General features: G+C 62.0%; 16 protein-coding genes. 6 read left to right on the top strand and 10 right to left on the bottom strand.

The genetic code is table 11. The annotated features are described in order from the left end of the window. Positions 1–111 precede the first annotated feature (111 nt). A complete protein-coding gene (locus PQ627_RS00080) occupies positions 112–900 on the bottom strand; it encodes a GntR family transcriptional regulator (RefSeq protein WP_144658881.1) in 789 nt (262 codons plus the stop codon). A 157-nt stretch (positions 901–1,057) separates the two neighbouring features. Here PQ627_RS00080 and PQ627_RS00075 point away from each other — a divergent pair, with 157 nt between their 5' ends. After that, positions 1,058–1,351, top strand: coding sequence for an HPr family phosphocarrier protein (locus PQ627_RS00075; RefSeq protein WP_274257660.1), 294 nt, complete (start codon positions 1,058–1,060; stop codon positions 1,349–1,351). A gap of 111 nt (positions 1,352–1,462) precedes the next feature. Here PQ627_RS00075 and PQ627_RS00070 read toward each other — a convergent pair whose 3' ends face one another. From PQ627_RS00070 to PQ627_RS00050, 5 genes are all read right to left on the bottom strand, one after another. Then, positions 1,463–1,864, bottom strand: a complete 402-nt coding sequence (locus PQ627_RS00070; protein ID WP_144658883.1) for a cytochrome c oxidase subunit 4 — start codon at positions 1,862–1,864, stop codon at positions 1,463–1,465. Continuing rightward, positions 1,861–3,582 carry an aa3-type cytochrome oxidase subunit I gene (ctaD, locus tag PQ627_RS00065; RefSeq protein ID WP_018777684.1) on the bottom strand — a complete coding sequence of 574 codons (1,722 nt, stop codon included), beginning with the start codon at positions 3,580–3,582 and terminating at the stop codon, positions 1,861–1,863. Before ctaD ends, PQ627_RS00070 begins: the two co-directional genes overlap by 4 nt. Positions 3,583–3,592: 10 nt before the next feature. Further along, positions 3,593–4,462: an aa3-type cytochrome oxidase subunit II gene (ctaC, locus tag PQ627_RS00060; RefSeq protein WP_144658884.1), complete on the bottom strand. Its 870-nt coding sequence runs from the start codon at positions 4,460–4,462 to the stop codon at positions 3,593–3,595. 184 nt (positions 4,463–4,646) lie between these two features. Beyond that, the gene (locus PQ627_RS00055; protein WP_144658885.1) at positions 4,647–5,036 is read right to left on the bottom strand and encodes a HesB/IscA family protein; all 390 of its coding nucleotides are present in this window, start codon (positions 5,034–5,036) and stop codon (positions 4,647–4,649) included. 161 nt (positions 5,037–5,197) lie between these two features. Next, the gene (locus PQ627_RS00050; protein WP_274257648.1) at positions 5,198–6,631 is read right to left on the bottom strand and encodes a dipeptidase; all 1,434 of its coding nucleotides are present in this window, start codon (positions 6,629–6,631) and stop codon (positions 5,198–5,200) included. A gap of 115 nt (positions 6,632–6,746) precedes the next feature. On the opposite strand from PQ627_RS00050, the gene PQ627_RS00045 reads away from it, so the two are divergent. Continuing rightward, positions 6,747–7,340, top strand: a complete 594-nt coding sequence (locus tag PQ627_RS00045; protein ID WP_274257646.1) for a DUF3043 domain-containing protein — start codon at positions 6,747–6,749, stop codon at positions 7,338–7,340. Between the two features lie 59 nt (positions 7,341–7,399). On the opposite strand, the gene PQ627_RS00040 is transcribed toward PQ627_RS00045, so the two are convergent. Beyond that, positions 7,400–8,479 (bottom strand): quinone-dependent dihydroorotate dehydrogenase, encoded by a 1,080-nt coding sequence (locus tag PQ627_RS00040; protein ID WP_144658888.1) that lies wholly within the window; start codon positions 8,477–8,479, stop codon positions 7,400–7,402. A gap of 68 nt (positions 8,480–8,547) precedes the next feature. On the opposite strand from PQ627_RS00040, the gene PQ627_RS00035 reads away from it, so the two are divergent. Genes PQ627_RS00035 through PQ627_RS00025 form a run of 3 tightly spaced genes read left to right on the top strand, consistent with a single transcriptional unit; the run spans position 8,548 to position 12,326 of the window. Next, the gene (locus PQ627_RS00035) at positions 8,548–10,230 is read left to right on the top strand and encodes an FAD-binding dehydrogenase (RefSeq protein WP_274257642.1); all 1,683 of its coding nucleotides are present in this window, start codon (positions 8,548–8,550) and stop codon (positions 10,228–10,230) included. 9 nt (positions 10,231–10,239) lie between these two features. Then, entirely contained in the window at positions 10,240–11,259 is a 1,020-nt protein-coding gene (locus PQ627_RS00030; RefSeq protein ID WP_274257641.1) for an alpha/beta hydrolase, read from the top strand. Further along, positions 11,256–12,326 (top strand): alpha/beta hydrolase, encoded by a 1,071-nt coding sequence (locus tag PQ627_RS00025; protein WP_274257639.1) that lies wholly within the window; start codon positions 11,256–11,258, stop codon positions 12,324–12,326. The genes PQ627_RS00030 and PQ627_RS00025 overlap by 4 nt, the downstream gene beginning before the upstream one ends. 15 nt (positions 12,327–12,341) lie before the next feature. On the opposite strand, the gene PQ627_RS00020 is transcribed toward PQ627_RS00025, so the two are convergent. From PQ627_RS00020 to leuA, 3 genes are all read right to left on the bottom strand, one after another. Then, a complete protein-coding gene (locus PQ627_RS00020) occupies positions 12,342–13,166 on the bottom strand; it encodes an isoprenyl transferase (RefSeq protein ID WP_274257637.1) in 825 nt (274 codons plus the stop codon). 2 nt (positions 13,167–13,168) lie between these two features. Then, the gene (gene recO / locus PQ627_RS00015; RefSeq protein WP_144658892.1) at positions 13,169–13,921 is read right to left on the bottom strand and encodes a DNA repair protein RecO; all 753 of its coding nucleotides are present in this window, start codon (positions 13,919–13,921) and stop codon (positions 13,169–13,171) included. Positions 13,922–14,005: 84 nt separating this feature from the next. Then, on the bottom strand, positions 14,006–15,745 hold the full coding sequence (gene leuA / locus PQ627_RS00010) for a 2-isopropylmalate synthase (protein ID WP_274257634.1): 1,740 nt from the start codon (positions 15,743–15,745) through the stop codon (positions 14,006–14,008). Between the two features lie 249 nt (positions 15,746–15,994). Between leuA and PQ627_RS00005 the strand changes: the two genes are divergently transcribed. Next, positions 15,995–17,947 carry a M13 family metallopeptidase gene (locus tag PQ627_RS00005; RefSeq protein ID WP_274257632.1) on the top strand — a complete coding sequence of 651 codons (1,953 nt, stop codon included), beginning with the start codon at positions 15,995–15,997 and terminating at the stop codon, positions 17,945–17,947. Positions 17,948–17,969: the final 22 nt, after the last annotated feature.

The following is a 17,969-nucleotide window of genomic DNA, read 5'->3' as shown; positions in this document are numbered from 1 at the left end:
CAAGAGGGGCCCAGTCCACACGGACTGGGCCCCTCTTTTGTATTGTCGTGATGATACGCACGGCACCCCTGGAACAGAAGAAACACACACGGAGCCCATCACGGGCTTGTACTACTGGGTGCGGTACCCCGAGGCGTAGTTCCGGGTTGGGCGCACACCGGGCCGTTGCAGGGGAATCCACAGCTTGTACCGGTCGGCACGGTAATAGGACACCGAGTAGTCCACCATGGCGCGGGCCACGAACGCGTGCCGCTGTATCTTCAGCAGCGGGGAACCCACGTCAACGTTGAGCAGCCTGGCAGTCGAAGGAGAGGCCGCGGTGGCTTCGATCATGTCCTCGCCCCACTCCATGACAAGGCCGTATCGTTCGCTCAGCACGTTGTACAGCGAGGTGGGAGGCGCCTCGTCGAGGAGCCCCGGGACACGGTGCGCAGGGATGAAGTTCTCATCCACGCTCATGGGCTCGTTGTCGGCCAACAGAAGCCTGCGGAACCGCACCAGGGGTGTCCCCTCGTCGAGCTGGAGTTCGCGCGCCAGAAACGCACTTGCCGCAATCTGCTCGAAGCTGAGGACCTTGGCAGCCGGCACCATGCCACGACGCTGCATTTCCTCGCTGTACGACGTCAGCTTCACCTGCAGATCAAGCTTTGGCTTCTTGACGAAGGTCCCCAGGCCCACAACACGCTCAATGACTTCCTCTCCAACCAAGGCATCAATCGCCTGGCGGACGGTCATGCGGGCGAGCCCAAAGCGTTCGGAAAGGTCCCGCTCGGACGGCAGGGCTGAACCGGGCGGACAGGATTGCGCGATGAAGGTTCGCAGGATTTCACGGAGCTGGACGTAGATTGGCGTGTTGCTGGATCGATCGATCTCGCCGGCAATGCCCGCGGCGTCAGCCACGACAGTAGTCCGCCATGTAAGTCATGGTTCTAGGATAATTCAGGGACACCTCAGGTCTAGACCAGCGAGGGCCCAAGTTGTTAGGCGCTGGGCGCTGGCCGCTACGCTTGTAGGGATCATTTTTCGGCGGGGTAACCGCCTTAGCAAAGGAGCTGGCTTGCCGCAGCACAAAGCATCGGTTGCCGCAGAAATCGGCCTGCACGCCCGGGCGGCGGCAGTCTTCGTACGCGCTGTCACGGAGACAGGACTACCGGTAACCATCCGAAAAGCTGACGGACATCCGGTCGACGCCCGCTCGCTGCTTGAGGTCATGACGGAAGACTTCGAACACGGCTGCGAAGTCTTCCTGGAGGTCGCTCCTGAGGCCCTGACGGACCAGCAAACCATCTCGGAGGCCGATAACGCATTGGCTGCCCTTTCCTCCGTTCTGGAGGCCCCTGAGGCCCGCTGAGCCGCCCCCCGTGAGTCCGGCGTCGGCGGGATTCACGAATCGGATCTGAAATGGAACAAAAAAGGATGGGCCCCACCCTTCGGTGGGGCCCATCCTTTTCAAAGTGAAGAACTAGTGGGCGTGGTCGCCGCGGCTGTACTCAAAGACCCAGCCAACGAGTGCGACGAGCGCCAGGCCGCCGGCCACGTAGGTGACCCAGAAACCAACGGCCAGGCCGAGGAATCCGCCAGCGCAGGACAGACCGAGGACCAGGGGCCACCAGCTCCAGGGGCTGAAGTGTCCCTGCTCACCAGCGCCTTCGTGGATCTCTGCATCAGGACGGTCCTCCGGACGCATTCCGATGCGCTTGCCGGTGAAGCCAAGGTAGGCACCGATCATGCCCGCGAGCCCACCGACCAGCAGGATACCGAGCACCCCGACCCACTCGGACCATTCGGTCAGGAAGCCATATGCGATGGCTACTGGCACGAAGAAGAAGACTCCGGCCCCGAAGAGCCACGATTCAATTTTCATTTACTGACGTCCCTCTGGTCGGCGTTACCCAAGACTGCTGCTGCGGGTGACGGAGCCTCGGCGGTGTGCACCTGGGCCAACTCCGGGTGGTGGAGATCCAGGGCCGGGCGTTCGGAGCGAATACGGGGCAAGGAGGTGAAGTTGTGGCGCGGCGGCGGGCAAGAGGTTGCCCATTCCAGCGAAGCACCAAAGCCCCACGGGTCATCCACTTCAACCTTCTTGTTGCTGCGCCACGTGATGTAGACGTTCCAGAAGAACGGCAGCAGTGATGCACCCAGGACGAAGGAAGAGATGGTGGAGAACTGGTTCATCCACGTGAAGTTATCCTGCGGCATGTAGTCGGCGTAACGGCGCGGCATACCTTCAACACCGAGCCAGTGCTGGATAAGGAACGTGCCGTGGAAACCGAGGAACAGGAGCCAGAAGTGGATCTTTCCGAGACGCTCGTTCAGCATCTTTCCGGTCCACTTGGGCCACCAGAAGTAGAAGCCTGCGAACATGGCGAACACGACCGTACCGAACACGACGTAGTGGAAGTGGGCCACCACGAAGTAGGAGTCGGAAACGTGGAAGTCCAGCGGCGGGGAAGCCAGGATAATGCCTGTCAGGCCACCGAAGAGGAAGGTCACCAGGAAGCCGATGCTCCAGAGCATGGGCGTCTCGAAGGTGATGGATCCCTGCCACAGCGTGCCGATCCAGTTGAAGAACTTCACGCCTGTAGGTACTGCGATCAGCATGGTCATGAAGGCGAAGAACGGAAGCAGGACCGAGCCGGTGACGTACATGTGGTGGGCCCACACCGTCACGGACAGGGCAGCGATGGCGATGGTTGCGTAGACAAGGCCCTTGTAACCGAAGATCGGCTTCCGGCTGAAGACCGGGAAGATCTCGGAGACGATGCCGAAGAACGGCAGGGCGATGATGTACACCTCGGGGTGGCCGAAGAACCAGAACAGGTGCTGCCAGAGGACGGCACCGCCGTTTTCGGGATCAAAGATGTGCGCACCGAAGCGGCGGTCAGCGCCAAGGGCGAAGAGGGCTGCAGCCAGCGGCGGGAATGCCATGAGGACCAGGATTGCCGTCACCAGGGTGTTCCAGGTGAAGATCGGCATACGCCACATGGTCATGCCCGGGGCACGCATGCAGATGATGGTGGTGATGAAGTTGACAGCACCGAGGATGGTTCCGAAACCGGAGAGCGCAAGTCCGAAGACCCAAAGGTCACCACCGACACCAGGGCTGAATGTCGTGTTCGACAACGGCGCGTAGGCGAACCAACCAAAGCTTGCCGCACCCTGCGGGGTGATGAAGCCGGAGACTGCAATGGTGGAGCCGAACAGGAAGAACCAGAAAGCCAAAGCGTTCAGTCGGGGGAACGCAACATCCGGTGCACCGATCTGCAACGGCATGATCACGTTGGCGAAGCCGGCGAACAGAGGCGTTGCGAACATCAGCAGCATCACGGTGCCGTGCATCGTGAACATCTGGTTGTACTGCTCTTTGGTCTGCAGGATCTGCATACCTGGTTCGAACAGTTCTGCACGGATCAGCAGCGCCATGACGCCACCGAGGCAGAAGAACACGAACGACGCGATCAGGTACATGTACCCGATGGTCTTGTGGTCCGTGGAGGTGATCCAGTTGACGACGATGCGTCCCTTGGATTTAGGAACTACGGGAGCCTCGAGGGTCCCGGCGGATTGAGTGTAAGTAGCCACGTCGCTCCCCTTACTTTTCGTTCAGGTTCGGATTGCGGTCATATTCCGCACCGAGCAGGCCCGTGTTGCCATCCTGGCGGAGCTTGTCCATGTGGGCCTTGAACTCAGACTCGGAGACAACCTTGACGCGGAAAAGCATTTCGGAGTGGTATTCACCGCAAAGTTCAGCACACTTGCCATCGAAGGTGCCTTCCTTCGTCGGGGTGAACCGGATGTAGTTGGTCTTGCCCGGGATCATGTCGCGCTTCTGGAGGAACGCGGGGACCCAGAAAGAGTGGATGACATCGCGGGAGTTCAGTTCCAGGTCAACGGACTTGTTGACCGGCAAGTACAGCGTGGGGAGCAGTTCCTTGTCGACCTCGTTGCCGGTCAGGTGCGCCTGGACGCCGGCCTCGTGGAGGTCCTCGGTGATGACCTGGCCCTGCTTGTAGTTGAAGTCCCATGCCCACTGCTTGCCGCGGACATCAACGACGACGTCGGCCGGCTGTGAGCGGTCATCGATCGCGCGCTGGTCCTGGTCGGTGAAGTAGAAGAACACCAGAACCATGAACAGCGGGATGGTCAAGTAAAAGACCTCGAGCGGCAGGTTGTAGCTGAGCTGCTTGGGGAATCCCGTGGTGCCCTTGCGGCGACGGTAAGCAATGATGCACCAGACCAGAAGGCCCCACGTGATGATACCGACTGCCAAAGCGGCGATCCATGAGTTGACCCAGAGGTCCATGATCCGGTCAGTGTGGTTGGTAGTGCCGCGCTCTGTAGGCAGCCAACCCTTCTCTACCTCTGGTGAACATCCGGTCAAAACCAACGCGCCGGCGAGTGCCAAGCCAGTGATCGAGGTGATCTTTATGCGTCGGCTGCCGGTTCGGTTCTGCGAACTCACAGACGGCCCTTCCTCTTGTTGCTGTCTCCCGGCAGGCCGAAGGCTCACCGGGCACACTAAAAGTTTTACTACCCGATGTAGAGCTTACCGCTATCAAGCGGTTTTCGCGCACATGTCAGCGCCGTGGCTCCGGATGCATTTAAAGCAACCCGCAAGTGGCGCCGACATGCGGCGATGGCTCACATCAGTGGAACGAATCACCGCAGGCGCAAGACCCGCCGGCGTTCGGGTTGTCAATGGTGAAGCCTTGCTTCGAAATGGTGTCCTCGAAGTCGATGCTTGCGCCGCTGAGGTAAGGCACACTCATCTTGTCCACGATGACCTCAACACCGTCGTAATCCCGCACAGCATCTCCGTCGAGCATCCGCTCGTCAAAGTAGAGCTGGTAGATCAAGCCGGAGCAGCCGCCAGGCTGGACTGCAACGCGCAGCCGAAGGTCGGTGCGCCCTTCCTGTTCGAGGAGGCTGCGGACCTTGCCTGCCGCCACGTCGGTCAGGTTGACCTCGTGCGTGGGCAGCTCGTCGTTGGCGACGACCTGTGTTCCGGTGCTGTTTTCGTTGGTTGCAGTGCTCATTGGCCTACCTTCTTATGAAGCTTCTGGCGGCGGCGCCGGGACGCTGCCTGCCCTTACCCAATTACATACGGGTTACAGCTAATGCTACGTCTCGCAGACGCTTAGCTATAACTCCTGACGTAACCACAGACAGCATTTCCTTGTTCCCGGCCGAACGGGTCCTAGGCGCCCAGCCCCTCGGCATTCAGACGCGCAAGCATCAGGGCCTCGGCCAGCACAGCATGGCGGAAGTCGCCGATGTGCAGGGATTCGTTGGCGCTGTGGGCACGGGAGTCAGGGTCCTCCACACCGGTCACCAGGATCTGAACGTCCGGATACATCTCCGTGAGGTCTGCGATGAACGGGATGGAGCCGCCGATTCCCATCTCGACGGGCTTGACGCCCCACGACTCCTCCAAGGCCCACAAAGCCACCTTCGCAGCCCCGGAAGTCGTGTCGGTGGCAAAAGCGTTCCCCCGCTCCCCCGGCGTAAAGGTCACCCTGGCACCGAAGGGGGCGTTCGATTCCACATGCTGCTTCAGGGCCTCCATGGCGGCTTCGGGGTCCTGACCCGGCGCAAGGCGCATGCTGAACTTTGCCCGCGCCGCGGGGATCAAGGTATTGGATGCGACATCCACCGCCGGGACGTCCATACCGATGATGGACAAGGCCGGCTTGGTCCACAGGCGCGAACCGATCGTGCCGCTCCCGGCGAGCCGCACGCCGTCGAGCACTGAGGCATCCGCGCGGTAGTCCGCCTCGGTGAGGTCGACCGCAACGTCGTCGCGGGCCGCCAAGCCGGCGACCGCCACGTTGCCGTCGTCGTCGTGGAGAGTCGCTATCAAGCGCGACAAGAGCGTGGGAGCATCCAGGACCGGTCCGCCAAACATCCCCGAGTGGACAGCGTGGTCCAAAACCCGGACTTCGAACGTTCCATCCACCAAGCCACGGAGGCTGGTGGTCAGAGCCGGGACGCCCACCTTCCAGTTGCTCGAGTCGGCAACGACGATCACATCTGCCCGCAGCAGCTCCTGGTGTTCCTCAAGGAAGGTGCGGAACGTCGGCGAGCCGGCTTCCTCCTCACCTTCGAAGAAGAAGGTCACACCGAGACCGAGGTCCTCGCCGAGGACCTTGCTGACAGCACTGTACGCTGCCAGGTGCGCCATGATGCCGGCCTTGTCGTCAGCGGCTCCGCGCCCGTAAAGGCGTCCATCCCGCTCCTCTGCCACGAACGGTTCGGACTTCCACAGAGCCCGGTCCCCCGGCGGCTGTACATCGTGGTGGGCGTACAAAAGGATGGTGGGTTTTCCTTCCGCCGCTGGTCGACGGGCGACGACGGCGGGACCACCGGGGGTCCCGTCGGCTTTGTCGCACCTGAGGATCCGGACGTCGGTCATGCCGGCAGCCTTGACCAGCGACGACACGGCCTCGGCGCTTCGATCCAGTTCCTTGGGGTCGAAGCTCGGCCATGCAATGCCTGGAATCGAGACGAGCCCGCGCAGGGAATCCATGGTGGAGTCGAAGGACTCGTCAACCGCCGTGGCCAGTGCCTCGACCGGGATGTCGCCGGAGTACTGTTGCTTGTTCTGCGGGGTGTCCGCATGTGCTGAAGTCATGGCCCACACTTTACCTCCGGCTGGCCGGCCATCCCGGGATGCCCGACCGGGCACCGAAGAGCCATCGACCGGGACGACGTAACCTGCGCCACCTCGCTGAGGGTATTCTGTATGGGTGTTCGGACGTAAAAAGGAAGAGCCCAGCGCTCAGTCAACAGTAGACCAGGCCTACGCCACCGCCCCGGCGCCGGGCGCCGGCAAGGGCGCCCCTACGCCCAAGCGGAAGGACCAGGAAGCCGCCCGGAAGCGCCCTCTGGTGCCCACCGACCGCAAGGCCTCGAAAGCGGCAGAACGGGTGGCTATCCAGGATCAGCGCATGAAGATGCGGCAGGCATTGGATACCGGTGATGAGAAGTACCTCCCCTTGCGCGACAAGGGCCCTCAGAAGCGGTACGTTCGCGACTACGTCGACGCCCGCTTCAGCCTGGGCGAATACCTGATGTTCGGCGCTTTGCTGTTCGTGGTCATTTCCTTGATCATTCCGCCGACCAGTGCCGGGATCAGCTACGTCCTGGTGGGCTTCTGGATCATGTTCCTCGCTGTCTTCGTGGACGTTTTCATTCTTTCCCGCAAGCTTCGCAAGCAGTTGACTGCGAAGTTCGGCGAGGTCGAGCGGGGATCAGTCTGGTACGGCTGCATGCGCGCCCTCCAGTTCCGCAAGCTTCGCCTCCCCAAGCCACAGGTGAAGCGCGGCCAGTACCCGGCCTAGTGCCCCATTGACAAGAAGACCCCGGACCACTGGTCCGGGGTCTTCTGCTTTGAGAGGCTTTAGCGGGACGCCCGCTGCCGCAGCTTGACCAGGCCTTTGTTGATGCGGGATACCCAGAACGGACCCTCATACAGGAAAGCCGTGTACCCCTGCACCAGTGTTGCTCCGGCATCGAGGCGATCCTGAACGTCGCGGGCGGTCTCGACGCCACCAACGGCAATCAGCACAAGCTCATCACCCACAGCATCCTTGAGCCGCCGGAGGACTTCCAGGGATCGCTGCTTGAGCGGAGCACCCGACAAGCCACCGGCCCCGAGGGCCTCGACGTGTGCGGGGTCGGACTTAAGACCGGCCCTGGAGATCGTGGTGTTGGTGGCGATGATTCCATCCAGCTTCAGGTCCAGCGCGAGACGGGCGACGTCGTCAACGTCTTCATCGGACAGATCCGGAGCAATCTTGACGAGCAAGGGAACGTGCCGTCCTGCAGCTTCGTCGGCGGCGTCACCGACGGCCCTCAGCAGCGGACGCAGCGTTTCAACGTTCTGCAGCAAACGCAGGCCCGGCGTGTTCGGGGAGCTGACGTTTACCACCAGATAGTCCGCGGCAGGAGCCAGGCCGCGCGCACTGATCAGGTAGTCTGCCGTGGCGTCGTCCAGGTCCACGTTTTTGGTCTTGCCAATGTTGACGCCGATGATCGGCCGCGACTGCGGGTACAACCTCTGCAAAGCAGCCCGGGCGGACTTGAGCCTCGGCGCAACGGCTGCGGCGCCGTCGTTGTTGAATCCCATGCGGTTGACCACGGCACGGTCTTCGATCAGGCGGAACAACCGGGGTTTGTCGTTGCCCGGCTGGGCCTGGCCGGTAATGGTGCCAACTTCGACGTGGCCGAAACCAAGGTCGGCCAAAGCCTCGATACCGTGGCCTTCTTTGTCGAAACCGGCCGCCAGCCCGAACGGCGACGGGAAAGTGAGGCCGAAAGCCTCTGTCCTCAAAGAGGCATCCGGGGCGCTCAGCCGCGCCAGAATCCGGCCGGCGCCGGTACGGTGCGCTGTCCGGATCGCCTGGAAACCGATCTTGTGGGCTTTCTCGGCATCCATCCAGGAAAAGGCCAACTTGAAGAATGTGGGGTAAACACGCATGCTCCTAGTTTTGCCGGTCCGGGACCGCTGGCCAAACCCGTGACCGCAGAAGCCGTTAGCATGTACGCATGCCGCTGGAAGATAGTGACGCACATCATGGACCCCGGCGCGTTTCTGCCGACATCGCGGTGGTTGGTGCCGGATTGTCCGGACTCGTCGCGGCCGCGACCGCCTATGCCGCCGGAAAGAGCGTTGTGGTGCTGGACCAAGAGCCGGAAGCATCAGTGGGAGGCCAGGCGCACTGGTCCTTCGGCGGACTCTTCATGGTCGATACCCCGGAGCAGCGCAGGCTGGGCGTAAAGGACAGCCCCGAGCTCGCCCTGTCCGACTGGATGGCTTCTGCAGCCTTTGATCGACCGGCAGATGGGCATGCACGGGCCTGGGCGGAGGCCTACGTCCATTTCGCCGCCGGTGAGAAAAGGAGCTGGCTCAGTAACCTGGGCGTCGGCATTTTTCCGCTGGTTCAGTGGGCCGAGCGGGGTGGGTACGGTCCCCAAGGTCACGGAAACACGGTGCCCCGATTCCACGTCACTTGGGGAACGGGACCGGCGCTTGTCCAACCGTTCCTCGCAAAGGTGCAGGAAGGCGTCGCTGCGGGAAAGGTGCGGATGTTCTTCAGGCACAGGGCCGCTTCCTTGACGACGACGGCAGGCCGGGTCACCGGCGTGTCGGGCCAGGTCTTGGAATGGTCGACGGCGGTGCGGGGCCAGGAGTCCTCGCGGGTCGCCGTCGGCGACTTCGAGGTGAACGCCGGAGCGGTCGTGGTGACCACGGGAGGGATAGGGGGCAACCACGATCTCGTGCGTCGGCAATGGCCAGGTGGCTCAGCGCCGGCCTACATGCTCAGTGGCGTGCCCGCCTCGGTGGACGGTGGGTTCCTTCCGGCAGTGCAAGCAGCGGGCGGAAGATTGATCAACGGTGACCGGATGTGGCACTACCCCGAGGGCATCCACAATTACGAGCCTGTGTGGCCCAAGCACGGAATCCGCATCCTCCCGGGCCCTTCGTCCCTGTGGCTCGACGCCGAGGGCAGCCAATTGCCGGCCCCGCTCTTCCCGGGTTTCGATTCCCTGGGAGCGTTGCGCCATATTCTCGCAACAGGCCGCGGCTACTCATGGTTCGTCCTGGACAGAACCATCGCCCTCAAGGAGCTGGCTCTTTCCGGGTCTGAACAGAATCCTGACCTCACCGGCAAGGACGTGAGGCTCCTTGCCTCGCGCCTGAAGCCGGGCACCGACTCCCCTATCCAACGTTTCCTGCAAAGGGGCGAAGACTTCATCGAGGCCACATCGGTGCGGGAGCTCGCCGCGGGGATGAACCGTCTGGCTCAAAACCACCTGATTGATGCCGGCACCCTGGAGGCGTTGGTGGACGCCCGGGACCGGCAGGTGACCAGTGGCCTGGGAAAGGACCCACAGCTTGCCGCGATCAGGGCAGCCCGGCGCTTCGCCACCGACAAACTGATGCGGGTCGCACCTCCGCACCGCCTGACTGACCCTAAGCACGGTCCCTTGATTGCGATCCGCCTCTCGGTCCTGACCAGGAAGAGCCTCGGCGGCCTTCAAACAGACCTGGACTCAAGGGTATTGGGCGTGGAGGGGGAAGCGGTTCCGGGTCTTTATGCAGCCGGGGAGGCTGCCGGGTTCGGAGGAGGAGGCATCCACGGGTATCGGGCGTTGGAAGGAACGTTCCTTGGCGGCTGCCTCTTCTCGGGCAGGGCTGCAGGGCGGAACGCCGCGGACGGTGTCTAAGCTAAAGCCATGGAGTGGACCCCTGACATCCTTGGAAAGGACTTCCAGTCCTGCGGCTTCGAGGCGGCGGGGCCCGACGGCGTGACCCGCCACGCCACACTGGTCCGGCATCGGACTGAAGGGACTTCCACCTCGGATCCTGGCTCAGGACGCGCGTCCTTCGGAGCCGTGCTCTTCCTCCATGGTTGGAGCGACTACTTCTTCAATACCGAACTCGCCCGTTTCTGGGCCGAACAGGGCTACGATTTCTACGCTTTGGACATGCACAACCACGGCCGGAGCCTGCAGTCCAACACTCCGGGCGGCTACGTAGCTGACTTGAGGTACTACGACGCCGAAATCGACATCGCCATGGACCTCATTCGGGATGACCGCTCTGGCTACCCCGACGGCACGCTGACCTTGATGGGGCATTCAACCGGGGGCCTGGTTGCCGCGTTATGGGCCAGCCGCCATCCCGGCCAGGTCCAATTCCTGATACTCGACAGTCCGTGGCTCGAAATGCACGGGAACTCACTGGTCCGTCGTGCCGCCCACGCCATGGTCGCACCTCTTGCCAGGTTTCGTCCGGAGACTGTCTTGCGGCTGCCGGAGCGAGGTTTCTACTTCCGCAGCATCAGCAGCAGCGCAGAGGGAGAATGGGTACTCGACGAGAAGTACCGGCCTCCTTTTGCCTTCCCTGTGCGGGCTGGATGGTTGAGCGCCGTCTTTGCGGGCCATTCGCAGGTGTCCAGGGGGCTCAACCTGGAAATACCTGTATTGGTTCTGACTTCAGCGGCCAGCGCCAACGGCATGGTGTGGCAGGAATCCATGCGTCGCTCCGACGCGGTCCTGGATGTGGGCATCATAGCCCTGCGCGCCATGGCACTGGGAAGGACAGTGACCTTGGAACGGATTGATGGCGGCCTGCATGATGTCTTCCTCTCGGCACCAGAGGTACGGAAAGACGCATATGAACGGCTCGCCCGCTGGATCAGCGGATTCATGCGCCATGGCGCTCTGGAAGGGCAAGAGGAAAGGGATACGTGACGGGGACAGGCAATTCCGGTCAGCAGTGGAGGCCCGACGTCCTGGGCCACAACTACGAATGCATGGACCTGCCACTTAAAGATGACGAGGAAGGTCCGGTCAAAGCAACGCTTGTGAGGCACGCTCCGGCTCTCGAGGACACAGCTCCGCACGGAATCCTCGATTTCCTGGCGACCTTCCTCAAACGCAGGCACCGCACACCGCGCGAACCGGACGGGGCACCCAAAGTCGTCCTCTATCTCCACGGCTGGGCCGATTACTTCCTGCAAACGGAACTCGCCGAATACCTCACCGCCTCAGGCTTTCTTTTCTATGCGGTGGACCTGCGCAAATTCGGCAGAAGCCTTCTTCCAGGACAAACACCGGGCTACACGTCCGACCTCAGCGTTTATGACGAGGATCTTGCCGCGGCCCTGAGGGAGATCGAACGGGACGTGGCAGCACGGACCAGCAATCATGCGCCTCCCACCATCCATGTGATTGCCCATTCCCTGGGTGGACTCATCGCCGCGCTATGGGCCAACCGCAACCCAGGCACAGTGGGCACCCTGGTCCTGAACTCGCCCTGGCTTGAGCTCCAGGGCAGCAGCCTGGTCCGCAGCATCGCCATGCACTTGGTGGAACCGTTCGCCCGCACGGATCCGAAGCGCCCCTTCAGGTTTCCGGAAATGCCTGCCTACTGGGAAAGCGTCAGCAATGAAGCGCATGGCGAATGGATGCTGGACCCGGTGTGGCGGCCACGGGCTTCATTTCCCATTCGAGCTGGTTGGACCAAGGCTGTCCTTGCCGGGCACGCCGCTGTTGAGCGCAAGTTGAACATTGATGCCCCGGTCTTGGTTCTGTTGTCGGGCCGCACCAGGATCCAAGCCGACTGGACGGCCGACCTGATGCGCGCTGATGCCGTCATCGACGTCGAAGAAACCTCCCGGCGCGCCCTTGGCTTGGCGCGGCGAACCGCGGTCTTCCGTTACCCGGGCGCCCTCCACGACATCTTCCTGTCGCGCCGCACGGTCCGGCAGCAAGCGTACCGGGACGTCGCAGTGTGGCTCGCGGCTTATCCGTACTGAATTAGCACACGCAGGCTAATTAGCGGCGGGCGCCGCGTCCACGGCTCCTCCATAGCGCCTGTCGCGTTTGGCATAAATTTCGACGGCGTCCCACAGGGTGCGCCTGTCAACGTCCGGCCAGAGGGTATCCAGGAACACGAACTCCGCGTAGGCAGACTGCCACAGCAGGAAGTTGGAGAGTCGCTGCTCCCCCGAGCTTCGCAGGAAAAGGTCGACATCCGGGAGGTCGGGCTCGTCCAGATACTTCTGGATGGTCTTCTCGCTGACGGACCCTGGCTTGAGCCTACCGGCCGCCACGTCTTCGGCAATGGCGGAGACGGCGTCCGCAATCTCAGCCCGCCCACCGTAATTAACACACATGGTCAACGTGCAGGTGTCATTGGCCCGGGTGTACTCCTCGGCTTCTTCCAGCTCCTTGATGACGGAGCCCCAAAGGCGGGGCCGGCGGCCGGCCCAGCGGATCCTGACACCCCAATCGTCGAGCTGGTTTCGCTGCCTACGAAGCACATCCTTGTTAAATCCCATCAGGAAGCGGACTTCTTCGGGTGAGCGGCGCCAGTTTTCGGTTGAAAATGCGTAGACGCTGACGTACTTGATCCCCAGCTCGATGGCTCCCGCCATGACGTCCAGAAGCGCGGGCTCTCCGGCCTTGTGTCCCTCGATCCGGGGCAATCCGCGTTGATTGGCCCATCGTCCGTTGCCATCCATGACAATGGCGACGTGTTGCGGGATGAGTTCACTCGGAATATTTGGCGGAACCGCTCCGGAAGGATGCGCATAAGGCGCCTGTACCGGGGTAGTCCGGGTCTCCGTCGTCTTGCTCTTCTTTCCAAGTGCCACTGTCAGCTTCGCTCCACATGTTTGAGGGATTTCACGGCACGTTCCAAATGCCATTGCAGGTAACTTGCCACCAAGCCCGCGGCTTCACGGCGGTGCCGTGGATCTGATGCGTCCGCAACAGCCCAGTCGCCGGTCAACAAGGCTCCAAGCAGGACGACGGTTTCGGCCGCAGGCGCCGGTGAACCTGGCGGCCTGCAGTCCCCACAGACCATGCCGCCCACAGGGGCGGCAAAGGCGGTATGCGGTCCAGGACGGCCACACCGGGCACAGGAGGTAAAGCTGGGAGCCCATCCTCCTGTGGCCAACGCACGCAGAAGGTAGGAGTCAAGGATCAGTTCCGGCGGATGGTCCGAACGACTCAGGGCTGCCAACGCACCCACCAGAAGGTTGTACTGTGCCGTCCCTGATTCGGAATCGGCGTCCGTCAGCTTTTCAGCGGTCTCGGTCATGGCCGCAGCCACCGTGAACCGGCCATAGTCGGCGGCGATGCTGCTCCCGTAGGCACCCTTGGCCACAGCCTGGGTGACAATGTCCAGCGTCCGGCCCGACACCAGTTGCAGATCTGCCACCATAAACGGCTCAAGCCTGGCTCCGAAGCGGCTGCTCGTCCTTCGAACGCCTTTGGCGACGGCACGCACTTGCCCATGGTGTTTCGTGAGCAAGGTTATGATGCGATCCGCCTCGCCCAGCTTGTGGGTACGGAGCACTACGGCATCGTCCCGATAGGCCCGGGCGGCAAACGATGGATTGGCCACATCTAATCTTCGCACTATGCCTGGACCCGGGACGGCCACCGGACCGTGTGGTGACAGAGTTTCCTGTCACCACACGGTTCCAGCCTAGGCTTGGGCGTCGCGTACTGCCCGGTTCACAGCCGAAATCAAAGCCTTGAGCGAAGACGTCGTGGTGCTGGGGTCAATCCCTACTCCCCACAGGACACGCTCTCCGACGGCACATTCGACGTACGCGGCGGCGCTGGCGCTGCCGCCCTCGGACAGTGCGTGCTCGCTGTAGTCGAGGACCCGGACGTCTACGCCGTCCTGGTGCAGAATGTCCAGCAACGCCGCAATCGGACCATTGCCGTGTCCGGTGCGCCGCACCTCGACACCATCAATCCGCAGGTTCGCATTCATGGTCATGGCACCGGCTTCATCGGTTTCGGTGCTCACGCTGCCCAGCGTGTAGCGGCCCCACTGGGCCTGTTCCTCGTCTGAAGGCAGGTATTCGTCCTGGAAGATCAGCCACAGCTGGGATCCGCTGACCTCGCCACCGACGGCGTCCGTCCGCCGCTGGATGACGCCGGAGAACTCAATCTGGGCCCGACGTGGCAAGTCCAGGTTGTGCTCATTCTTCAGCAGGTACGCAACGCCACCCTTGCCGGACTGGGAGTTGACCCGGATGACGGCTTCGTAGCTGCGCCCCAGGTCCTTCGGGTCGATCGGCAGGTAAGGCACTTGCCAGGTGAAGTCATCCACGGACTTCCCGGCAGCGGCAGCGTCCTTCTCCAGTGCCTCAAAGCCCTTCTTGATGGCGTCTTGGTGCGAACCGGAGAATGCCGTGAAGACCAGGTCACCGCCATAGGGTGAGCGCTCCGGAACGGGCAGCTGGTTGCAGTACTCCACCGTTCGGCGGATCTCATCAATATCCGAGAAGTCGATCATGGGGTCCACGCCCTGGACAAACATGTTCAGCCCGAGCGTCACCAGGTCCACGTTGCCGGTGCGTTCGCCGTTTCCGAAGAGGCAGCCCTCGATGCGGTCCGCGCCAGCCAGGTAGCCCAGTTCAGCGGCTGCAACTCCGGTGCCACGGTCGTTGTGGGGGTGCAGGGAGATGATGATGCCGTCGCGGGGGTGCAGGTTGCGGTGCATCCACTCGATCGAATCGGCGTAAACGTTCGGGGTAGCCATTTCCACGGTGGCCGGCAGATTGATGATGACCTGCTTGTCGGCTGATGCCTCAAAGACGTCGGCAATGGCGTTGCACACACGCGCGGCGTATTCGAGCTCGGTTCCTGTGAAGGACTCGGGCGAGTATTCGTAGGTGATGTGCGTGTCCGTCAGTGTTTCTTCGTATTTCTTGCAGAGCCGTGCGCCCTGCAGTGCGATGTCCAGGATTCCGTCTTCGTCCTGGTTGAAGACGACACGCCGCTGGAGTACCGATGTGGAGTTGTACAGGTGGACGATGGCCTGCTTGGCGCCGACCAAGGACTCATAGGTCCGCTCGATCAGGTGTTCCCGCGCCTGGGTCAGGACCTGGATGGTGACGTCGTCGGGAATGTGACCGCCCTCGATCAGCTGACGGACAAAATCGAAGTCGGTCTGTGATGCGGAGGGGAACCCTACCTCGATTTCCTTGTAGCCCATCTTGACCAGCAGCTGGAACATCTTGAGCTTGCGGGCCGGGCTCATGGGATCGATCAACGCCTGGTTGCCATCCCGGAGGTCAACAGCACACCAACGCGGAGCTTTGGTGATGACCTTGTCCGGCCAGGTACGGTCAGGGACCTCAACGGTGATCTGGTCCTGGAACGGCACATAGCGGTGAATGGGCATACCGGAGGGCTTTTGTGCATTACGCATGACGTGTGGCCTTTTCTCTAAGAACTGTATGAAAGCTTGGCCGGACACAACGAAACTCCGCGGCGAGGGTGGCCCAGCGTCAAACAGCTATCAGGCCTCGCCGCGGCAGCTAAGAAGAAGCATTTCCGCACGCACAAAATTACAGTAGCACGGTGCGTATGATGACAGTGCAACACCTCATGCAACGTCCACTATGCAGACGCCGCAGCGGTGGCAACGCCGACTGCAGCGTCCCTTCAAGGAGCCACAGTGCCACAGTCGGGGATCACTCTTTCGAATATCGACCACAGCGTCCGGCCCCAGGACGACCTTTATCAACACGTCAATGGCGCGTGGCTGAACAGCACCACGATTCCTGACGACAGGCCGTTGGAGGGGACGTTCACCGCCTTACGCGATGGAGCCGAACTCGCAGTGAAGGCAATCATCGAAGAAGCCGCCGGCAAGGGTGAAGCGGCCACGGGCATCGAGCAAAAAGTGGGCGGCCTTTACGCAAGCTTCATGGATGAGGCCTCGGCCGAGGCAAAGGGACTCGACCCTGTCCGGCCGCGACTCGAGGAGGTACGGGCGGTGCAGTCCGCCGGAGAGCTGGCTGGCCTGATTGGCCGGCTTTTCCGTTCGGATGTATCAGGGCTCTTTTCGATCTACCCCGCCCCGGACGCCGGCAACCCTGAACGCATCCTGCTGTACATCGGTCAAGGTGGCCTGGGCTTGCCTGATGAGTCCTACTACCGCGAGGACAAGTTCGCCGGCATCGTTAGGGCGTACAGCGAGTACATCGAAAGACTGTTCACCCTCGCCGGTGTCGCCGACGCTGCGCAGGCTGCCCAGCGCGTGGTCGCGCTTGAGACGGCCTTGGCATCGCATCATTGGGACAACGTGACGCTCAGGGATCCCCAGAAGACGTACAACTTGAAGTCGGCGGAAGAGGCAACGGCGCTGTTTCCCTTGCTGGACACCTGGTTCGATGCGGCGCGCGTCGATGCGGAGAAGCGGCGGGAAATCGTTGTCAGCACACCCGGCTTCTTCACCGGCGCTGCCGGCTTGCTGGAATCCGAGCCCCTGCAGACGTGGAAGGAATGGCTGACACTTCGGGTTCTCAGTTCGGCCGCCCCCTACTTGTCGTCCGCCTTCGTTGACACCAACTTCGATTTCTATGGCACGACCCTCAGCGGGACACCACAGAACAAGGAACGGTGGAAGCGTGGAGTCGCGGTCGTGGAAGCAGCACTTGGCGAGGCAGTTGGCCAGATCTACGTCGAACGGCACTTCCCCGCCGGTCACAAGGCCCGGATGGAGACCTTGGTAGCCAATCTGATCGAGGCCTACCGCGAAAGCATCTCGTCATTGGAGTGGATGGGCGAAGAGACCAAGAAGGAAGCCCTGAAGAAGTTGGACGCGTTCCGTCCCAAGATCGGCTTCCCGGAGAAATGGATTGACTACTCCGCCGTGGAGATCGACCCCCATGATCTTCTCGGCAACGTCGAGCGTGCCCATGACGCCGACGTGGACCGGCACTTGGACGAGATCGGCAAGCCCGTTGACCTGACGAAGTGGCTGATGACGCCTCAGACAGTCAACGCCTACTACCACCCCATGTTGAACGAAATTGTCTTCCCGGCTGCCATCCTCCAACCGCCTTTCTTCACCGCGGAGGCGGACGACGCCGTGAACTACGGTGGGATCGGCGCAGTGATCGGACACGAGATTGGCCACGGCTTCGACGATCAAGGATCGCAGTTCGATGGCAGCGGCGCACTGCGCAACTGGTGGACCGAGGACGACCGCAAGGCCTTCGAAGCACTCACGGCAAAACTCGTGGCCCAGTTCGACGCCCTTTCACCGTATGCCGCCCCCGATCACAAAGTGAACGGCAAGCTCACCCTGGGCGAGAACATCGGTGATCTTGGCGGATTGACCATAGCCTACAAGGCGTACCTGCTGAGCCTGGATGGTAAAGAACCGGAAGTCATTGATGGCTTTACGGGTCAGCAACGGTTCTTCATGTCGTGGGCAGCCGGCTGGCGTCAGGTCATTCGAGCCGAGGAAGCGATCCGCAGGCTCGCCACCGACCCGCACTCCCCCAATGAGTTCCGGACCAATGCCATCGCACGAAACCTCGATGCTTTCCATGAGGCCTTCGGAGTACGCGAAGCTGACGGAATGTGGACCGAGCCGCAGGAACGCGTGAGCATCTGGTAAACAAATGAACAAGAGAGGCCGG

Origin of the sequence: Paenarthrobacter sp. AB444, from assembly GCF_028736865.1 — a bacterium.
Lineage (GTDB): Bacteria > Actinomycetota > Actinomycetes > Actinomycetales > Micrococcaceae > Arthrobacter > Arthrobacter nicotinovorans_B.
The sequence above is the reverse complement of the archived record's forward strand: the minus strand, read 5'-3'. Positions and strand labels throughout refer to the sequence as shown.